17 protein-coding genes and 1 pseudogene are annotated in these 16,344 nt (G+C 49.8%); 11 read left to right on the top strand and 7 right to left on the bottom strand.

Translation table 11 applies throughout. The features are described 5' to 3' along the window. The first annotated feature begins 401 nt into the window (after positions 1-401). Together yeaG and OGV77_RS14035 are read left to right on the top strand one after the other, a co-directional pair. The gene (gene yeaG / locus OGV77_RS14040; RefSeq protein WP_043016649.1) at positions 402-2,336 is read left to right on the top strand and encodes a protein kinase YeaG; all 1,935 of its coding nucleotides are present in this window, start codon (positions 402-404) and stop codon (positions 2,334-2,336) included. 124 nt (positions 2,337-2,460) lie between these two features. Next, the gene (locus OGV77_RS14035) at positions 2,461-3,744 is read left to right on the top strand and encodes a YeaH/YhbH family protein (RefSeq protein ID WP_043016650.1); all 1,284 of its coding nucleotides are present in this window, start codon (positions 2,461-2,463) and stop codon (positions 3,742-3,744) included. A 75-nt stretch (positions 3,745-3,819) separates the two neighbouring features. Here OGV77_RS14035 and OGV77_RS14030 read toward each other — a convergent pair whose 3' ends face one another. From OGV77_RS14030 to OGV77_RS14020, 3 genes are read right to left on the bottom strand one after another with little or no spacing between them, the layout of a single operon-like run. Continuing rightward, the gene (locus OGV77_RS14030) at positions 3,820-4,458 is read right to left on the bottom strand and encodes a CatB-related O-acetyltransferase (RefSeq protein WP_170928005.1); all 639 of its coding nucleotides are present in this window, start codon (positions 4,456-4,458) and stop codon (positions 3,820-3,822) included. Positions 4,459-4,493: 35 nt separating this feature from the next. Beyond that, a complete protein-coding gene (locus OGV77_RS14025) occupies positions 4,494-4,904 on the bottom strand; it encodes a hemerythrin domain-containing protein (RefSeq protein WP_043016652.1) in 411 nt (136 codons plus the stop codon). A 13-nt stretch (positions 4,905-4,917) separates the two neighbouring features. Then, positions 4,918-5,688 carry a class I SAM-dependent methyltransferase gene (locus tag OGV77_RS14020; protein WP_043016653.1) on the bottom strand — a complete coding sequence of 257 codons (771 nt, stop codon included), beginning with the start codon at positions 5,686-5,688 and terminating at the stop codon, positions 4,918-4,920. A gap of 165 nt (positions 5,689-5,853) precedes the next feature. Between OGV77_RS14020 and dgcJ the strand changes: the two genes are divergently transcribed. From dgcJ to OGV77_RS14005, 3 genes are all read left to right on the top strand, one after another. Then, entirely contained in the window at positions 5,854-7,344 is a 1,491-nt protein-coding gene (gene dgcJ / locus OGV77_RS14015) for a diguanylate cyclase DgcJ (RefSeq protein ID WP_043016654.1), read from the top strand. A 44-nt stretch (positions 7,345-7,388) separates the two neighbouring features. Then, on the top strand, positions 7,389-7,892 hold the full coding sequence (locus OGV77_RS14010; RefSeq protein WP_043016655.1) for a YbaK/prolyl-tRNA synthetase associated domain-containing protein: 504 nt from the start codon (positions 7,389-7,391) through the stop codon (positions 7,890-7,892). 138 nt (positions 7,893-8,030) lie between these two features. Further along, positions 8,031-8,477, top strand: coding sequence for a DUF441 domain-containing protein (locus OGV77_RS14005; RefSeq protein WP_043016656.1), 447 nt, complete (start codon positions 8,031-8,033; stop codon positions 8,475-8,477). Here OGV77_RS14005 and OGV77_RS14000 read toward each other — a convergent pair. Continuing rightward, positions 8,454-9,252 (bottom strand): annotated as a pseudogene (locus tag OGV77_RS14000) (AraC family transcriptional regulator). The gene OGV77_RS14005 and the pseudogene OGV77_RS14000 overlap by 24 nt on opposite strands. A gap of 98 nt (positions 9,253-9,350) precedes the next feature. On the opposite strand from OGV77_RS14000, the gene OGV77_RS13995 reads away from it, so the two are divergent. Beyond that, positions 9,351-10,538 carry a CynX/NimT family MFS transporter gene (locus tag OGV77_RS13995; RefSeq protein ID WP_087050667.1) on the top strand — a complete coding sequence of 396 codons (1,188 nt, stop codon included), beginning with the start codon at positions 9,351-9,353 and terminating at the stop codon, positions 10,536-10,538. Between the two features lie 37 nt (positions 10,539-10,575). Here the strand turns inward: OGV77_RS13995 and OGV77_RS13990 are convergent, their stop codons facing one another. After that, positions 10,576-11,283 (bottom strand): CTP synthase C-terminal region-related (seleno)protein, encoded by a 708-nt coding sequence (locus OGV77_RS13990; protein WP_087050668.1) that lies wholly within the window; start codon positions 11,281-11,283, stop codon positions 10,576-10,578. A 198-nt stretch (positions 11,284-11,481) separates the two neighbouring features. Between OGV77_RS13990 and OGV77_RS13985 the strand changes: the two genes are divergently transcribed. Continuing rightward, positions 11,482-11,829: a DUF488 domain-containing protein gene (locus tag OGV77_RS13985; RefSeq protein ID WP_043016660.1), complete on the top strand. Its 348-nt coding sequence runs from the start codon at positions 11,482-11,484 to the stop codon at positions 11,827-11,829. A 7-nt stretch (positions 11,830-11,836) separates the two neighbouring features. Here OGV77_RS13985 and OGV77_RS13980 read toward each other — a convergent pair whose 3' ends face one another. Further along, positions 11,837-12,085 carry a putative hemolysin gene (locus OGV77_RS13980; RefSeq protein WP_047411803.1) on the bottom strand — a complete coding sequence of 83 codons (249 nt, stop codon included), beginning with the start codon at positions 12,083-12,085 and terminating at the stop codon, positions 11,837-11,839. Positions 12,086-12,271: 186 nt separating this feature from the next. Between OGV77_RS13980 and OGV77_RS13975 the strand changes: the two genes are divergently transcribed. From OGV77_RS13975 to yoaJ, 3 genes are read left to right on the top strand one after another with little or no spacing between them, the layout of a single operon-like run. Then, positions 12,272-13,297: a sensor domain-containing diguanylate cyclase gene (locus OGV77_RS13975; protein WP_087050669.1), complete on the top strand. Its 1,026-nt coding sequence runs from the start codon at positions 12,272-12,274 to the stop codon at positions 13,295-13,297. Positions 13,298-13,344: 47 nt separating this feature from the next. Continuing rightward, the gene (locus tag OGV77_RS13970) at positions 13,345-13,443 is read left to right on the top strand and encodes a YoaK family small membrane protein (protein WP_032941789.1); all 99 of its coding nucleotides are present in this window, start codon (positions 13,345-13,347) and stop codon (positions 13,441-13,443) included. A 2-nt stretch (positions 13,444-13,445) separates the two neighbouring features. Next, the gene (yoaJ, locus tag OGV77_RS13965) at positions 13,446-13,520 is read left to right on the top strand and encodes a protein YoaJ (protein WP_099530266.1); all 75 of its coding nucleotides are present in this window, start codon (positions 13,446-13,448) and stop codon (positions 13,518-13,520) included. 49 nt (positions 13,521-13,569) lie between these two features. Here the strand turns inward: yoaJ and OGV77_RS13960 are convergent, their stop codons facing one another. Then, positions 13,570-13,818 (bottom strand): GlsB/YeaQ/YmgE family stress response membrane protein, encoded by a 249-nt coding sequence (locus OGV77_RS13960; RefSeq protein WP_043016663.1) that lies wholly within the window; start codon positions 13,816-13,818, stop codon positions 13,570-13,572. Between the two features lie 361 nt (positions 13,819-14,179). Between OGV77_RS13960 and fdhF the strand changes: the two genes are divergently transcribed. Further along, positions 14,180-16,327 carry a formate dehydrogenase subunit alpha gene (gene fdhF, locus OGV77_RS13955; protein ID WP_087050670.1) on the top strand — a complete coding sequence of 716 codons (2,148 nt, stop codon included), beginning with the start codon at positions 14,180-14,182 and terminating at the stop codon, positions 16,325-16,327. Positions 16,328-16,344: the final 17 nt, after the last annotated feature.

Here is a 16,344-nt window from a genome sequence, read left to right as displayed (position 1 = left end):
TCAAAGTGTAACCGCCAATACGCTTCAGCCCAACTATTTTACGTATTCGCCCCGGAATGTAACCCCCTAATTTCTCAGCGAGTGATGACAATTTGCTTGCAGAAGGGTTAACACTGTATGAATCCTGCCTCATTTCTTTACATAAGATGTGCTTTTTTTGCTGATGAGTTATTGATATGCCATTGAAATTCATTTGCGCACACAGGCAAGTTTTGCAAATGCCATCTACGCTTAATTTTAGAAGGTGTATCACCGAATGCGTTGATCTCCTGACCACCACAATGGCATGAGAGTTGCTTATTTCTTCAGCGGCGACGTCGTTCAGTTTACCTCTTCAGGGGCCTCTACTATTCATATGAACGGCTCTTAACATGTGCTAAAAAACGAAAGGACGGCATACCATGAATATATTCGATCACTATCGCCAGCGTTATGAAGCTGCCAAGGACGAAGAGTTCACGCTGCAGGAGTTTCTTACCACTTGTCGGCAAGATCGCAGTGCTTATGCCAACGCGGCAGAGCGGCTATTAATGGCTATTGGTGAGCCTGTCATGGTCGACACTGCCCACGAACCTCGACTTTCTCGACTCTTTTCGAATCGGGTGATTGCACGATATCCCGCCTTTGAAGAGTTTTACGGCATGGAAGACGCCATTGAGCAGATTGTTTCTTATTTGAAGCATGCGGCTCAAGGTCTGGAAGAGAAGAAGCAGATCCTGTATCTGCTGGGGCCTGTGGGAGGGGGGAAATCATCTCTTGCTGAGCGGCTGAAGTCGCTGATGCAGCGAGTACCGATTTATGTCCTGAGCGCCAATGGCGAACGTAGTCCGGTAAACGATCATCCGTTATGCCTGTTTAATCCACAGGAAGACGCGCAGATTCTGGAAAAAGAGTATGGGATCCCGCGTCGCTATCTCGGTACGATCATGTCGCCGTGGGCTGCGAAACGTCTGCATGATTTTGGCGGGGACATTACAAAATTCCGCGTCGTCAAAGTCTGGCCGTCTATTCTGGAGCAGATCGCAATCGCCAAAACGGAGCCTGGTGATGAAAACAACCAGGATATCTCTGCGCTGGTGGGGAAAGTGGATATTCGTAAACTCGAACACCACGCCCAGAACGATCCTGATGCCTATGGTTATTCGGGCGCACTGTGCCGCTCAAACCAGGGGATTATGGAGTTCGTTGAGATGTTTAAAGCACCGATTAAAGTGCTGCATCCTCTGCTAACCGCAACCCAGGAAGGGAACTACAACGGGACAGAAGGTATCTCCGCCCTGCCGTTTAACGGGATTATTCTTGCCCACTCGAACGAATCCGAATGGGTGACGTTCCGTAATAACAAAAACAATGAGGCATTCCTTGACCGTGTTTACATCGTCAAAGTGCCTTATTGCCTACGGATCTCCGAAGAGATCAAGATTTACGAAAAACTGCTCAATCATAGTGAGCTGACCCATGCGCCTTGCGCGCCGGGTACGCTGGAAACGCTCTCTCGCTTCACCATTCTTTCTCGTCTGAAAGAACCTGAGAACTCGAGCATTTACTCGAAGATGCGCGTTTACGATGGTGAAAGCCTGAAAGATACCGATCCAAAAGCGAAGTCCTACCAGGAGTATCGGGATTACGCTGGGGTAGATGAGGGAATGAACGGTCTCTCCACGCGTTTTGCGTTTAAGATCCTTTCTCGCGTCTTTAACTTTGATCATGCAGAAGTTGCGGCGAACCCGGTGCATCTGTTCTACGTCCTGGAACAGCAAATCGAGCGCGAACAGTTCCCACAGGAGCTGGCTGAACGATATCTTGAGTTCCTGAAAGGTTATCTGATCCCGAAATATGCTGAATTCATTGGCAAAGAGATCCAGACAGCCTATCTCGAATCCTATTCCGAATATGGACAAAATATTTTCGACCGCTATGTCACTTATGCGGATTTCTGGATTCAGGATCAGGAGTATCGCGACCCGGATACCGGTCAGCTGTTTGACCGTGAGTCGCTGAACTCAGAACTGGAGAAAATTGAGAAGCCGGCGGGTATCAGTAACCCGAAAGATTTCCGTAACGAGATCGTTAACTTTGTTCTGCGTGCCAGAGCGAATAACAGCGGTCGTAACCCAAACTGGACCAGTTACGAAAAACTGCGCACGGTTATTGAGAAGAAAATGTTCTCCAATACCGAAGAGCTGCTGCCGGTCATTTCGTTCAATGCCAAAACCTCGACTGACGAGCAGAAAAAGCACGACGATTTTGTCGATCGTATGATGGAAAAAGGCTACACGCGTAAACAGGTGCGTTTACTGTGCGAATGGTATTTGCGCGTACGTAAATCGTCCTAATAGCATAAATGCCCGGTGGCGCATGCGCTTACCGGGCTTGCAAAACAATGTTCCGTAGGCCGGATAGCGCCAGCGCCATCCGGCACTTACAGACATGGCGAACAGTTGGCAGTACGGGGGGCATATGACCTGGTTCATAGACCGACGTCTTAACGGCAAAAACAAGAGCACGGTAAACCGTCAGCGCTTCTTACGCCGTTATAAATCGCAAATTAAACAGTCGATCTCCGAGGCCATTAACAAGCGTTCGGTGACTGATGTGGATAGCGGCGAATCTGTCTCTATTCCGACCGATGATATTAGCGAACCGATGTTCCACCAGGGGCGTGGCGGCCTGCGCCATCGTGTGCATCCGGGTAACGACCATTTTGTGCAGAATGACCGTATTGAGCGCCCACAGGGTGGCGGCGGCGGTTCAGGAAGCGGGCAAGGCCAGGCCAGTCAAGATGGCGAAGGTCAGGATGAATTCGTCTTCCAGATCTCTAAAGATGAGTATCTCGATCTGTTGTTCGAAGATTTAGCACTTCCTAACCTGAAGCAGAATCAACAGCGTCAGTTAACGGAGTACAAAACGCACCGGGCAGGGTTTACCTCAAACGGTGTGCCTGCCAACATCAGCGTGGTGCGCTCCCTGCAAAACTCACTGGCGCGCCGCACGGCGATGACGGCGGGTAAGCGTCGCGAACTGCATGCGCTCGAAGCAGATTTGGAAACCATCGCGAAAAGTGAACCAGCGCAGTTGCTGGAAGAAGAACGGTTACGCAAAGAAATTGCCGAATTACGGGCAAAAATCGAACGCGTGCCGTTTATCGACACCTTTGATTTACGCTACAAGAATTATGAAAAACGGCCCGATCCTTCCAGTCAGGCAGTGATGTTTTGTCTGATGGACGTTTCTGGCTCAATGGATCAGTCGACCAAAGACATGGCCAAGCGTTTTTACATCCTGCTGTATTTGTTCCTGAGCAGGACCTACAAAAACGTGGAAGTGGTTTATATTCGCCACCATACCCAGGCGAAAGAGGTGGATGAGCACGAGTTCTTCTACTCTCAGGAAACCGGTGGCACCATTGTCTCCAGCGCGTTGAAGTTAATGGATGAAGTAGTAAAAGACCGTTACGACCCGGCCCAGTGGAATATTTATGCCGCACAGGCCTCGGACGGTGATAACTGGGCGGATGATTCACCGTTGTGTCACGAGATTCTGGCGAAAAAACTGCTACCGGTGGTGCGATATTATAGCTATATCGAAATCACCCGCCGCGCGCACCAGACCTTGTGGCGTGAATACGAACATCTACAGTCAACGTTTGAAAATTTTGCGATGCAGCATATCCGCGATCAGGATGATATTTATCCGGTATTCCGCGAACTGTTTCATAAGCAAAGTACGACCAGTAATAGCTGACCACATAAACAAATCAGCCAGAGATTACCTCCTCTGGCTGATTTTTATGACCACGTATCTTGACCAGACTTTATGTCATAGCGCATTTTGTCTCAGGCAAGCCACTTCCACTTCGAGCGCGGAAATATCGCCAGAAGACAACAGAGGTTGCATTTTCACGAGTGATTCCTCTGGTAGCTGGTACAAATTAAGGGCCAGTAATCGTTCAATTTCACCCATCGGCAGGCGATATTTTATTATTTTAGCCGGATTACCTCCGACTACAGCATACGGTGGCACATCTTTAGTCACCACCGCACCTGCTGCAACAACAGCGCCTTCCCCAATAGTAACGCCTGGCATGATCATGGCCCGCATACCTAACCAACAACCATCATGCAACACCGTGTCGCCACGAAACTCGTAAGCATCTTTGATTGACGCCATAAAAGGATAAAGGCTGATCCAGTCAAGCCGATGCGTACTATTTCCACCCATCAGAATAACGCTTTCCGCGCCTATGCAGACGAAATTCCCGATAATCAACTTATCCAAATGTCCAAGCGGTTCCCAGTCTTTGCTGATCTCATCGCCGAGTAAATACCTCACAACCGAACGTTCGAATCCGTGATCCCAGCAATCACTGTAATAACTATGTGTACCCTTAATAATAATATTAGGGTTGGTCACCGTCTGATGAAGATACTCCATTCTCGACCAGTGTTTTTCTGACACTTCACCATCCTTTTATCATTGAGTTTTAAAACACCCTACATTCTTTCCACCAGCGGATAGAAGTCTTTATTTTCTTTTTGCATACGCTCATACACTTTGCGTAAAACATTGTTGGCATCACATCTGAATGCCGCATCATTACCTACTAATTTACTGGCAATATTCCAGCGCCGGGAAAAAACTTCATATTCACTGACGATATCCGTCATTTCGCGTTGAAATTTTGAGCTAACCTGTCTGAGCGTGCTGCTTCCATCATGTTCAATATGCGGATAAAGGAACTGATCTTCAGCAGACAAATGCGTTTTAATAATTGCACTCATGCTAACGATCGCAGTAGCAATTTCCTGAGCATTGGATGATACCCCTGCATGGCTCAACTTACGCAGAAATGATATTTTTTCCAGGATTTCAACATGCTGATTTTTCATTTTATCAATATTCATCCGGTTATCCTTTTCATTTTCCCTTTACGGAGCAGCAGGCAATGTAGTTGAGCTGGTGACGTTGCGAACGGAAGAAGCGAAACATTTTCAGGAACCGGCGACGATTGTCACTCGTGCGTAATCCGTTAAACACAATTTTAATCGCTCCTGTCAGCCCTTCATCACGAATTAATCCTCGCGGCGACATCAGCGACATATCGCCATTCTGCTGCAGGACCTGTTCAAACCCACAGTTGAGAAATAACTCGCGCCAGGCTTGTCTGGTCATCGGGCTAACATTCGACTTCACCACCTCTACAAGCTGGCCCTGCTCGCCCGCGCCCAGTTTTTGTGCGGTAAACATAATGTCGTGAGTGAGCAGACGACCGCCGGGCTTCAATACGCGAAAATACTCGGCAACTAACTTCGCCTTCGCTTTATCGGCATACATTGTCAGCATGGCTTCGTTAATCACAACGTCGAAACTGTTATCCGCAAAAGGAAGGATGTTGGCGTTAGCAGCCATGACGTGAATGTGATTTTCCAGACCTTTTGCCGCCACGTTGTTTCTGGCGTTTTCCAGTGCGGTTTTATCCATATCAATGGCGTATACCGTACAACCATAGCGTTGAACTAACTCTATCGCCGTCGTGGCCATGTTGCATGCCACTTCAAGTACCTGGCTGTTGGACGTTAACTGTGACTGGCTGAACAACCACTCTGTTGCTTCAACGCCTCCCGGACGCAGACGTGTTTTGCCCAGGCTGGCTAAGAAAGTATGCCCCGCTTTTTCAGTCGCGCTCATCTGTCTGTCTCCTTTTCTATAAGTTGCATTATAAATACAACATTAAGAGTTAAAGGTGAAGCACGCGAATGATTTTTATTACAAAATGTCCTTTCCAGTAGCGTTAGAGCGGATGTATGCCGTGTGATAGACTGAAGTATCAGACTTACAGGGCTGTAAATCATTATGAAATTGCATCATAAAGCGCTCAGGCTCTTTATCTCCGTCAGCGTAATTGTTTTGACGTCTTCTTTTTTGGTTTATGAGCTCATTGCCAGCGATAAAGCAATGAATGCGTATATGCGCTATATCAATGAGAAAGCAGACTCGTCGTTTCTCTATGATAAGTATACTAATCAAAGCATTGCAGCCCATCTGATGCGCACTTTTTCATCCCCCCAGGAACCTGCTTCTGTCGAGCAACAAAAAGCACTTTGCAACGCTTTCGACAGCGTTAACGGCACTCATGGGCTCAACCTCACGAAGCATAGCTACCAGCCATTACACGGTACGTTGCAAACTACCTCCACAAAATGTAGCGAGAAACTTGAAGATATATTTCTACTGCCTTCTTTTGACCAGGCGGTAAACGTTAATCGTGAGCAAAAAGATTACGGCCAGGGATTAGGTACGCTGGAGTATAAATTTCGATATTACGTCGATCTCAAGAATAATTATGTCTATTTCTATGATCTGATCGACTCGCGAAAATTTGCGATACACAACTGGTCGTTTTTGCAAAAAGGTACCCTGGGAATCGACCAGAATGATATTGACGGTATCTTCACGGGGCGCACGGTGATCTCCAGCATTTATGAAGATAATCTGACCGAGAAAAAGGTGATGAGCTTTTTAACACCGGTCTACTATGCCAGTAAGTTAAAAGGCGTGGTGATGGTGGATATCAACAAAGAGAATTTAAAGAATATTTTTTATACCAGCGACCGCCCTCTCGTCTGGCGCTATCTTAACGTAACGCTCTCGGACATCAACTCTGGTAAAGAGATACTCGTTCACCAAAGCGAGACCAACCTGTTTCGCTACGTTCACTACCAGAAGGAGATACCCGGCGGGATACGCATCACTTTATCGCTTGATTTTATGTACTTTATTGTCTCCTCCTGGAAAATATTCGCCTTCTATCTGCTGGCGACGATCCTGCTGCTGAATATGGTCAGAACACACTTTCGGCTGTACCACAACGTCACGCGGGAAAACATCAGTGACGCGATGACCGGGCTCTATAACCGTAAAATTCTCACGCCGACGCTCGAACAGCGTTTACAGCAGTTAGTAAACTCAGGCACCCTCGTGACCTTTATCGCCATTGATTGCGATAAACTAAAAGTCATTAATGATACGCTGGGTCATAAGGAAGGCGATCGCATTATCACCATTCTGGCCAAAGCTATTCAAACCTCGATTCGCAAAAGCGACTATGCCATCCGCCTCGGTGGGGATGAGTTTTGTATTATCCTCATCGATCACCCCGGCGAATTAACGCCTCGCCTGCTGGAGAGGATCCGCTATAACTTACAAATTATTGCGCAAGATATATCAATCAGCTTTTCCGCAGGGATTTATAATATGCAGCCAAACGACACCATCGATGATGCCTATAAAGCATCCGATGCACAGCTCTACCTGAACAAACAGAAAAAGCGCACCGGTGCGTGATCTTTTTTCTGACAGGATTTTCATTGTTGTACCAGGAGTAAGTCATGACGGAAGTGAACAAAGGTAACGCCACACATCAGCGTTTAATTTCGCTGTTGGCAGAACAAGGCGCAACGTATCGCGTAATAAGCCATGAAGCCGTAGGTAAATGTGAAGCAGTTTCTGAAATTCGTGGTACCGCGCTGGGTCAGGGAGCAAAAGCGCTGGTCTGTAAGGTGAAAGGCAATGGTGTAAATCAGCATGTACTGGCGATTCTGTCTGCTGACCAGCAGGCTGACCTGAGCCTGCTCGCCAGTCATATCGGCGGGTTAAGAGCATCACTTGCCAGCCCTGCGGAAGTCGATGAGCTGACAGGCTGCGTATTTGGCGCTATCCCACCGTTTAGCTTCCATCCAAATCTCAAGCTGGTTGCCGATCCGCTATTATTTGCGCGTTTTAATGAAATTGCGTTCAATGCCGGGGTGCTCGAAAAATCCGTGATTATGGATACCGCAGATTATCTGCGCATCGCGCAACCGGAATTAATCCCGTTCCGCCGCGAGCAATAACAGCCCGAGTTAGCAGTAAAATACGTCGCGTCGTGCGTTAGCCCAAAAAAAATAATAATCATTAAAAAAAGCCTGTTCCGTCACGCATTTACGCGTACAGTAAGCAGGCTTATTTTTTCTTTTGGCAAGGAAACTACGATGTTTGATGTCACTCTGCTGATCCTGCTCGGACTGGCAGCTCTGGGCTTTGTCAGCCACAACACCACTGTCGCTGTTTCAATTCTGGTGCTGATCATTGTCCGTGTTACCCCTCTGAATACTTTCTTCCCATGGATAGAAAAACAAGGCCTGACCGTCGGGATTATCATTCTGACCATTGGCGTTATGGCGCCGATCGCCAGCGGAACGCTACCGCCCTCCACGCTCATCCACTCCTTTGTTAACTGGAAATCACTGGTCGCTATTGCCGTCGGGGTATTTGTCTCCTGGCTTGGCGGGCGCGGTATCACGCTTATGGGCAGCCAACCTCAGCTCGTTGCCGGTTTACTGGTGGGCACGGTACTGGGCGTGGCGCTATTTCGCGGTGTGCCGGTGGGGCCGCTCATTGCAGCAGGTCTGGTGTCATTGATTGTTGGGAAGCAGTAGCCAGCCCAGCCAGATAACGGCCTGGCGTCTGCCCCAGGCCTTTTTTGAACATGGTGATAAATGCCGTGGTTGAATCGTAACCGAGCATTTGCGCAACCTGTTGCACGTTATGACCATCTATCAGCGCCTGCAGCGCCAGAATCAGTTGAAGCTGGTGACGCCAACGGCGAAAACTCAACCCCGTTTCCTTAACGACCAGACGGGCAAGGTTCCGCTCACTCATCGCAAATACGCTGGCCCACTGCCCCAAGGTCTGCCACTGCGCCGGTTCCCGCGCCATCGTCGCGACCATTTTGCGGATTTTCGGGTGTTCGGAAACCGGTAACTGCATTTGCTCCTGCGGCTGCTGCGGAAGTTCATCAAATAATACCTGCGTCAGTCGCTGGGTTGCCGGCTCCAGTCGTTGAGTATCCGTTTTGGACGCCAGCGCCAGAATAAGCTCCCGACATAACGGGGCGATTTTCAGCGTGCAGCAGCGTTCGGGCATCACGACGGCCTGCGGCTCAATAAACAAAAAGCACAATTGCGCGCCAACGGTAACGTGGTTGCTGTGTGGAATCTCACCGGGGATCCACACGGCATATTGTGGAGGCACCATCCACATGGCATTTTCAACCTCACAGGTGATCGCGCCATGCAACGCCAGAATCAACTGACCCTTACGGTGTTGATGTAGCGGACTGAAGAGTTCATCTTCCCGGGCCTGAATACAAAACGCCACCGCCGCATCGTGATGAAGGTCGGGCTCATACCCATCCAGCCTCAGTCCTAACATAAAATGTCCGTTTTTAGCGACAAACTGTCATTTTAGCTTGATTCATCCATAGAGTAAAAACGCTAAAGTATCGCCTCGCCTGACGATATGAGAAAAAAATGACAAATACGCCTTCCTCCCGCGGCAAAAACGCAGCTTTGCTGATTGCGGGGATCCTGATGATTGCCACCACATTGCGCGTCACCTTTACCGGTGCCGCCCCATTGCTGGATGCAATTCGCGCCGATTATGGTCTGAGCACCGCCCAGACGGGACTTCTGACCACCCTGCCGCTGCTGGCGTTTGCTCTGGTATCGCCTCTGGCCGCCGCCATTGCGCGCCGTTGGGGCATCGAACGCAGCCTGTTTGCCGCTATGCTACTGATTTGCGCAGGTATTGCGATACGTTCGCTACCCTCACCTGGGTTCCTGTTTAGTGGCACCGCCATCATTGGTTGCGGAATCGCACTGGGAAATGTGCTTTTACCTGGGCTGATCAAGCGTGATTTTGCTCAGCATGTGGCAAAACTCACTGGAGCATACTCATTGACCATGGGCGCGGCGGCGGCACTGGGTTCAGCTATTGTGGTTCCGCTGGCGTTGAACGGGTTTGGCTGGCGCGGTGCGCTGATGGTACTGATGGTTTTTCCGCTGCTGGCGCTGATTATCTGGTTACCTCAATGCCGTCAGAAGGCCAATGCCAGTCTGAGCAACTCGCGCGCATTGCATTCCCGCGCCATCTGGCGATCAAGCCTCGCCTGGCAGGTGACGCTGTTTCTCGGGATCAATTCACTTATCTACTACGTGATCATCGGCTGGCTGCCTGCTATTTTGATCAGCCACGGTTACAGCGAGGCGCAGGCTGGTTCGTTACATGGTTTACTGCAGTTGGCAACCGCCGCGCCAGGGTTATTAATCCCTCTCGTACTGAACAGATTTAAGGATCAGCGCGCCATCGCCGCTCTGGTTTCGTTAATGTGCGCCCTCGGCGCGGCAGGATTCGCGGTAATGCCAGACCAGGCATTGCTATGGACTATCCTGTTTGGCTTTGGCTCAGGCGCGACGATGATCCTCGGCTTGACCTTTATTGGCCTGCGCGCAAGCTCAGCACATCAGGCTGCTGCCCTGTCCGGCATGGCACAATCTGTTGGGTATTTACTGGCCGCCTGCGGGCCACCGCTGATGGGTAAAATTCACGACCTCAACGGTAGCTGGCTGATTCCATTAGCGGGTGTCGCCGTGTTAGCGATGCTGATGGCAGTGTTTGGTCTGTGCGCGGGACGCAATCGGGAAATCGCAAACGCATAATACAGCGGGCAGGTTCATGAACAACCTGCCTGTTTTTTCATCCACGCGCGGCGCGCAGCATCGCCTGAACTAACGGCACGGGTTTTCCCGCGAGAGCTCCGCGTTCATGCTGAAAGAGCGTACCGACATAAAATGGATGCGTCACCAGCTCAATGGCGCGGATATCACCAGCTTCATCCCAACCGGTTACCCGAAGATCGCCGCTTTCAAGCTCGGCGGCAAAATCCTCCGATACGCCGTAGTTGCAGTGATACCCCTCGGTGATAACATCCCGTCCGTAGGCTTTGGCAATCAGCGTATTGGCCCGCAGCTCAATATCATCCGTTTTTTCTACCAGCGAGCAGGTCAACGGCGCAATCACCATCCGACCCGTGCTGTCCGTCTCCGCGTGTGCGGCGTCGCTCCAGCCCAGCACGTTGCGGGCATACTCCAGAACCGCATGTTGAAAACCGCCACAGGTCCCCAGGAATGGGATGCTGTTTTCACGCGCGTGGCGTATCGCTATCAACGCCCCTTCAACATGGCGATATGGACTGCCAGGAACGACCCAGATGGCATCATAGCCGATCAAATCTTCACTGCTGCTGATATCAGATGTGGTTAGCCAGTCATAATCAGCCACCAATTCCAGGACGGCGGCGGCATCATCGATGGCAAGAGGGATAGCCTGGTGCGCTACAATATCGGGACTGTAATCGCCCACCAGCGCAATGCGAAGCGTATCTTTAATTGGGGAAATTTCCATTAAGCTTTCCTTATGTCCAGACAATGAGGGACACTATAAGGAGCCTCAGCCTACCTATTTTTTGTTGATATCACAATCCCTTAAATTGGGTGTCAGAGCGGGCAGAATGCTATAATGGTCACGTTTTACGATCTTATTTAACCGTAATAAAGGTGATGAAATATATCAAAGCAGTGGCTTAAAGGAGCGGATGAAAAGATGAAAATTCAATGTAAACGCGTGTATGACCCCGCGGAAAAAGATGATGGCTATCGCGTACTGGTCGACCGGTTGTGGCCTCGCGGGATAAAAAAAACCGACCTTGTTTTTGATGAATGGAATAAAGCGCTTACGCCGTCATCTGATTTACGTAAGGCGTTCCACGCAGAATTGATTGATTTTTCGCACTTTTCCGAGCAATACCGCACTGAACTGGCCCAACAGCAGCAGGAAGGAAAGCGTCTCGCAGAGATTGCCCGACAGCAAACCTTAACGCTACTGTATGCGGCGAAAAATACTCAGCAAAACCACGCACTGGTGCTCGCTGAGTGGCTACGTCAATGCTGACCGCGTATCACTTACCCGTTTCCGGATGATCTCTACGCCAGAGCGCCCATTCATCAATAACTTCACCGCCGGGTAGTTTGCAGTCTGACCTTACGCCTTGTGGGGTCTGCACCGCAATCAGCGAGCCGCCCTTTTGTTCGCAATACACCGATGCCGGATTCGCCATGCCAATCTTAGGTGGTTTGGGGGCTTCAGGCTGAGCGGTACATCCCGCCAGCACCAACAAGCCGGGCAAAACAATAGACGCCAGTTTCATATTTACTCCTGTTAAAAAACTTATCCTGGCAGGTTACCCCGACTTTACATCTATCTCCATATTTTCCTGCCAGCTATCCATTTTATGTTTACATTCTGTGCTGGATGGCGTGTTTCATCTTTCACCTTGATGTTCTATCATGCGGGCAACGTCAGCCCAGTCATTACTCAGGAGCATTTACACCTCATGTCGGACATGATCCTTGCCAGAGTCTCACAATCCTTAGCTACGGAGCAGTCAGTTGAGAGTCTGGTTCGCCAACTTCTGGAGATGCTGGAAGTGGTGACAGAGATGGAATCCACCTATTTAACCAAGGTCGATTTAGATGCCCGCCTGCAGCATATTTTGTACGCGCGCAATAGCAAGCAGATGCAGATCCCTGAGGGGCTGTCCGTACCGTGGGATGAGACGCTGTGCAAACGCGCCATAGACGAAAACTGTCTGTACAGCGATAACGTACCCGCCCGCTGGCCGGAATGCACCGCCGCCCGCACGCTGGAGATAACCACCTTCCTGAGCACTCCGGTTCATCTTCCCGACGGAACATTTTACGGAACGCTCTGCGCCACCAGCCGTCGCCAGCATGCCTTGAGCCAACGTGGCGAGCAGGTGTTACATCTGTTTGCGGGCCTGATCGCCCAGTCGATTCAAAAAGAGTCGCTGGTGGCTCAGTTACGCGAAGCGAATGCCGCGCTGATTGCCCACTCCTATACCGATGCCCTGACCGGATTACCAAATCGGCGCGCAATCTTTGAAAATGTCGAGACCCTTTTTTCGCTTGCCCGCCACCTCAGGCAGAAGGTAGTCGTCGCCTATATTGATTTGGATGATTTCAAATTGATCAATGACCGCTTTGGTCATGAGGTTGGCGATCAGTTCCTGATCCAGATTGGTCAGCGCCTGCTTGGTGAATGCGGTGACAATGATATTCTTGGTCGACTGGGCGGTGATGAATTTTTAGTCGTTAGCCTGTCACCGGAAGATGACAAAGAGCAACGCGATCGCCTGCTGCAGGTAAAGAATCAACTACATCAGCAAATTTGTGGCGACTACCTCCTGGGTGACATTCATCTGTTTTATCCTGGCGCCAGTCTGGGCATCGTGGAAATTGATCCGCTGGAGACTAATGTAAACTGTGCGCTTCACCTTGCAGACAGCGCTATGTACAAAGATAAGAAACGTCAGGATAAAACCCCTTTTGTCGTACATTAAGCCCTGCTATGCTGGCTCGTCTTTAAATCACTCTGGCAGATAATCGTATGCGACTCGGTATTATTTTCCCCGTCATCATTTTCATTTCCGCTGTCGTTTTCTTATCCTGGTTTTTTATTGGCGGTTACGCTGCGCCGGGAGCATAACGATGAAAAAAACAACGTTGATTATGATTGGGGTGGCTATCATCGTCGTTCTGGGAACGGAACTGGGCTGGTGGTAATCAAAGAAAAAGGCCACTTATCAGTGGCCTCTGTTGTCTGTATGTTTACTTAGCTTTTGATTTTTCTGTAGATAAACAACACCACAATCGCGCCGATAACCGCTACGACGAAACTGCCGAAGTTGAAGCCATCGACTTTACCAAAACCAAAGAGGGTACTTATCCAGCCACCCACTACCGCACCAACCACCCCTAAGATAATGGTCATAAAGAATCCGCCGCCATCTTTACCCGGCATAATCCATTTTGCCAAAATCCCAGCGATAAGACCGAAAACCACCCATGAAATGATGCCCATAATTTTCCTCACTTATGTTTTTAAATTAACGATTCACTCGTCGTATAAAAGCATAGCATAGCGCTGAAAAATTAAAATTTGTGATCATCATCACTTCTGATTTTCATCTTTTTCCGATGTTTCATAATGTTATGACTGCTGAGCAACGTGCTAAATTTTTGTCGCATCTCGTCATTAATGTCGAATCGTCAGTCATCATACTTAACGCTTTGGCTGTCAGCCCCGCTATTGCTGGGTTTTCACTTCTGGCACACTTTATGCTTTAACAGCCCGTCACCATGACAAATCGTAGCCCGCGATGCCTATCGCTTGGCTGCGTCTACAATTCGCGCTATTTCAGCATTTAACAGGTCTGTTATTGATGAAAAAAATCACCAGTGTTTGCCCATACTGTGGGGCCGGGTGCAAGCTTAAGCTTGTCGTTGAAAATAACAAAATCATCCGCGCTGAAGCCGCAGAGGGTGTAACAAACCAAAATCAGTTATGCCTGAAAGGCTACTATGGTTGGGACTTTCTTAACGATACTCGCCTTCTGACCCCTCGTCTGACTCGCCCGATGATCCGTTATGAAAAAGGTGGAAAATTCACTCCCGTTAGCTGGGATGAAGCCATTCGTTACACCGCTAAACGCTTATCTGAAATCAAAAATACCTATGGCCCTCGCGCCATCATGACCACTGGTTCTTCCCGAGGCACCGGGAATGAAACCAACTATGTGATGCAAAAATTCGCACGTGGCGTGCTACATACCAACAATGTCGATTGCTGTGCCCGCGTCTGTCACGGTCCTTCCGTTGCCGGGTTACAGGAAACGTTAGGCAATGGCGCAATGAGCAACTCCATCAGCGACATTGAAAACTCAAAATGCCTGCTGATCTTTGGTTATAACTGCGCAGACTCACACCCAATCGTGGCTCGCCGGGTAATTAAAGCTCGCCAGAACGGCGCAAAAATCATTGTCTGCGACCCGCGTCGTATTGAAACCGCCCGTATCGCTGACCAACATTTGCAGTTAAAAAACGGTTGCAATATGGCGCTGGTCAACGCCTTTGGCCATGTTCTGATCGAAGAGCAACTCTACGATCGCGAATATGTGCAAAAGCATGCGGAAGGCCTGGAAACATATTGGGAAGTCGTTAAGGACTATGCGCCTGAAGCTGTTGAACATTTGACCGGCGTTCCAGCACAACAGGTTCGTCAGGCAATGCGTACATTTGCCGCGGCGCCATCGGCAACCGTAATGTGGGGAATGGGCGTCACCCAGTTTGGTCAGGCCGTTGACGTGGTTCGCGGTTTATCGAGTCTGGCGTTGCTGACCGGAAATCTGGGACGTCCTAACGTCGGCGTTGGCCCGGTGCGCGGGCAAAATAACGTGCAGGGCGCGTGCGATATGGGGGTACTGCCTAACCAGTTCCCAGGGTATCAGGACGTGACCGATTTTGCCGTTCGGGAGAAATTCGCCACCGCCTGGGGCATCGATGTTAATCAGATGGATGACAAGGTCGGGACCCGTATCACCGAAGTTCCGCATCTGGCTATCGAAGGTAAAATCAAAGCCTACTACATCATGGGAGAAGATCCGCTGCAAACCGAGGCCGATTTGGGTCTGGTCCGCGAAGGATTTAACGCGCTCGATTTTGTCGTCGTGCAGGATATATTCATGACTAAAACGGCGGAAATGGCTGATGTTCTACTGCCTGCCACCTCATGGGGCGAACACGGCGGCGTCTTTACCTGTGCCGATCGCGGCTTCCAGCGTTTTGAGAAAGCGATTGACCCCACCGGTGATGTAAAGCGTGACTGGGAGATTATCAGCCTGCTGGCCAGCGAAATGGGTTATCCAATGCAGTATCAAAATAACCAGCAAATCTGGGATGAGATGCGCGAACTATGCCCCCTGTTCTACGGCGTGACCTATGAGAAAATGGGTGAGATGGGGCATGTTCAGTGGCCATGCACGGATCTCGATAGTCCTGGAACACCATACCTTTACGCGCACAGCCAGTTTGATACCGCCAATGGCAAAGGCAAACTGTTTGCCGCACAGTGGCGAGCGCCCGCAGAAGTTCCTGATGACAAATATCCGCTGGTACTGTGTACGGTGCGCGAGGTCGGGCACTACTCCTGCCGTTCGATGACCGGCAACTGTGCAGCGTTGCAAGCGCTGGCAGACGAGCCTGGATATGTGCAAATCAATACCCATGATGCAGAAAAGCTGGGTATTCGTCATCGTGACCTGGTATGGGTCAGCTCGCGTCGGGGTAAGGTCATCAGCCGCGCAGACGTCTCCGAGCGCATCAATGCCGGAACAGTCTATATGACTTATCAATGGTGGATTGGCGCGTGTAACGAGTTAACCCAGGATAACCTTGATCCTATTTCGAAAACGCCGGAAACTAAATATTGCGCCGTGAATATTGAGCACATTACCGATCAGGGATGGGCAGAGAAATATGCCGCGCAAACGTATAATGACATGAAATCACGCCTGTGTGAGGCTATTGCGTAAGTCAGCGCCATCATCGC

Source organism: Citrobacter sp. Ce129, from assembly GCF_030334545.1.
Taxonomy (GTDB): domain Bacteria; phylum Pseudomonadota; class Gammaproteobacteria; order Enterobacterales; family Enterobacteriaceae; genus Citrobacter; species Citrobacter europaeus.
This window is presented reverse-complemented; position numbering and strand designations above follow the sequence as displayed.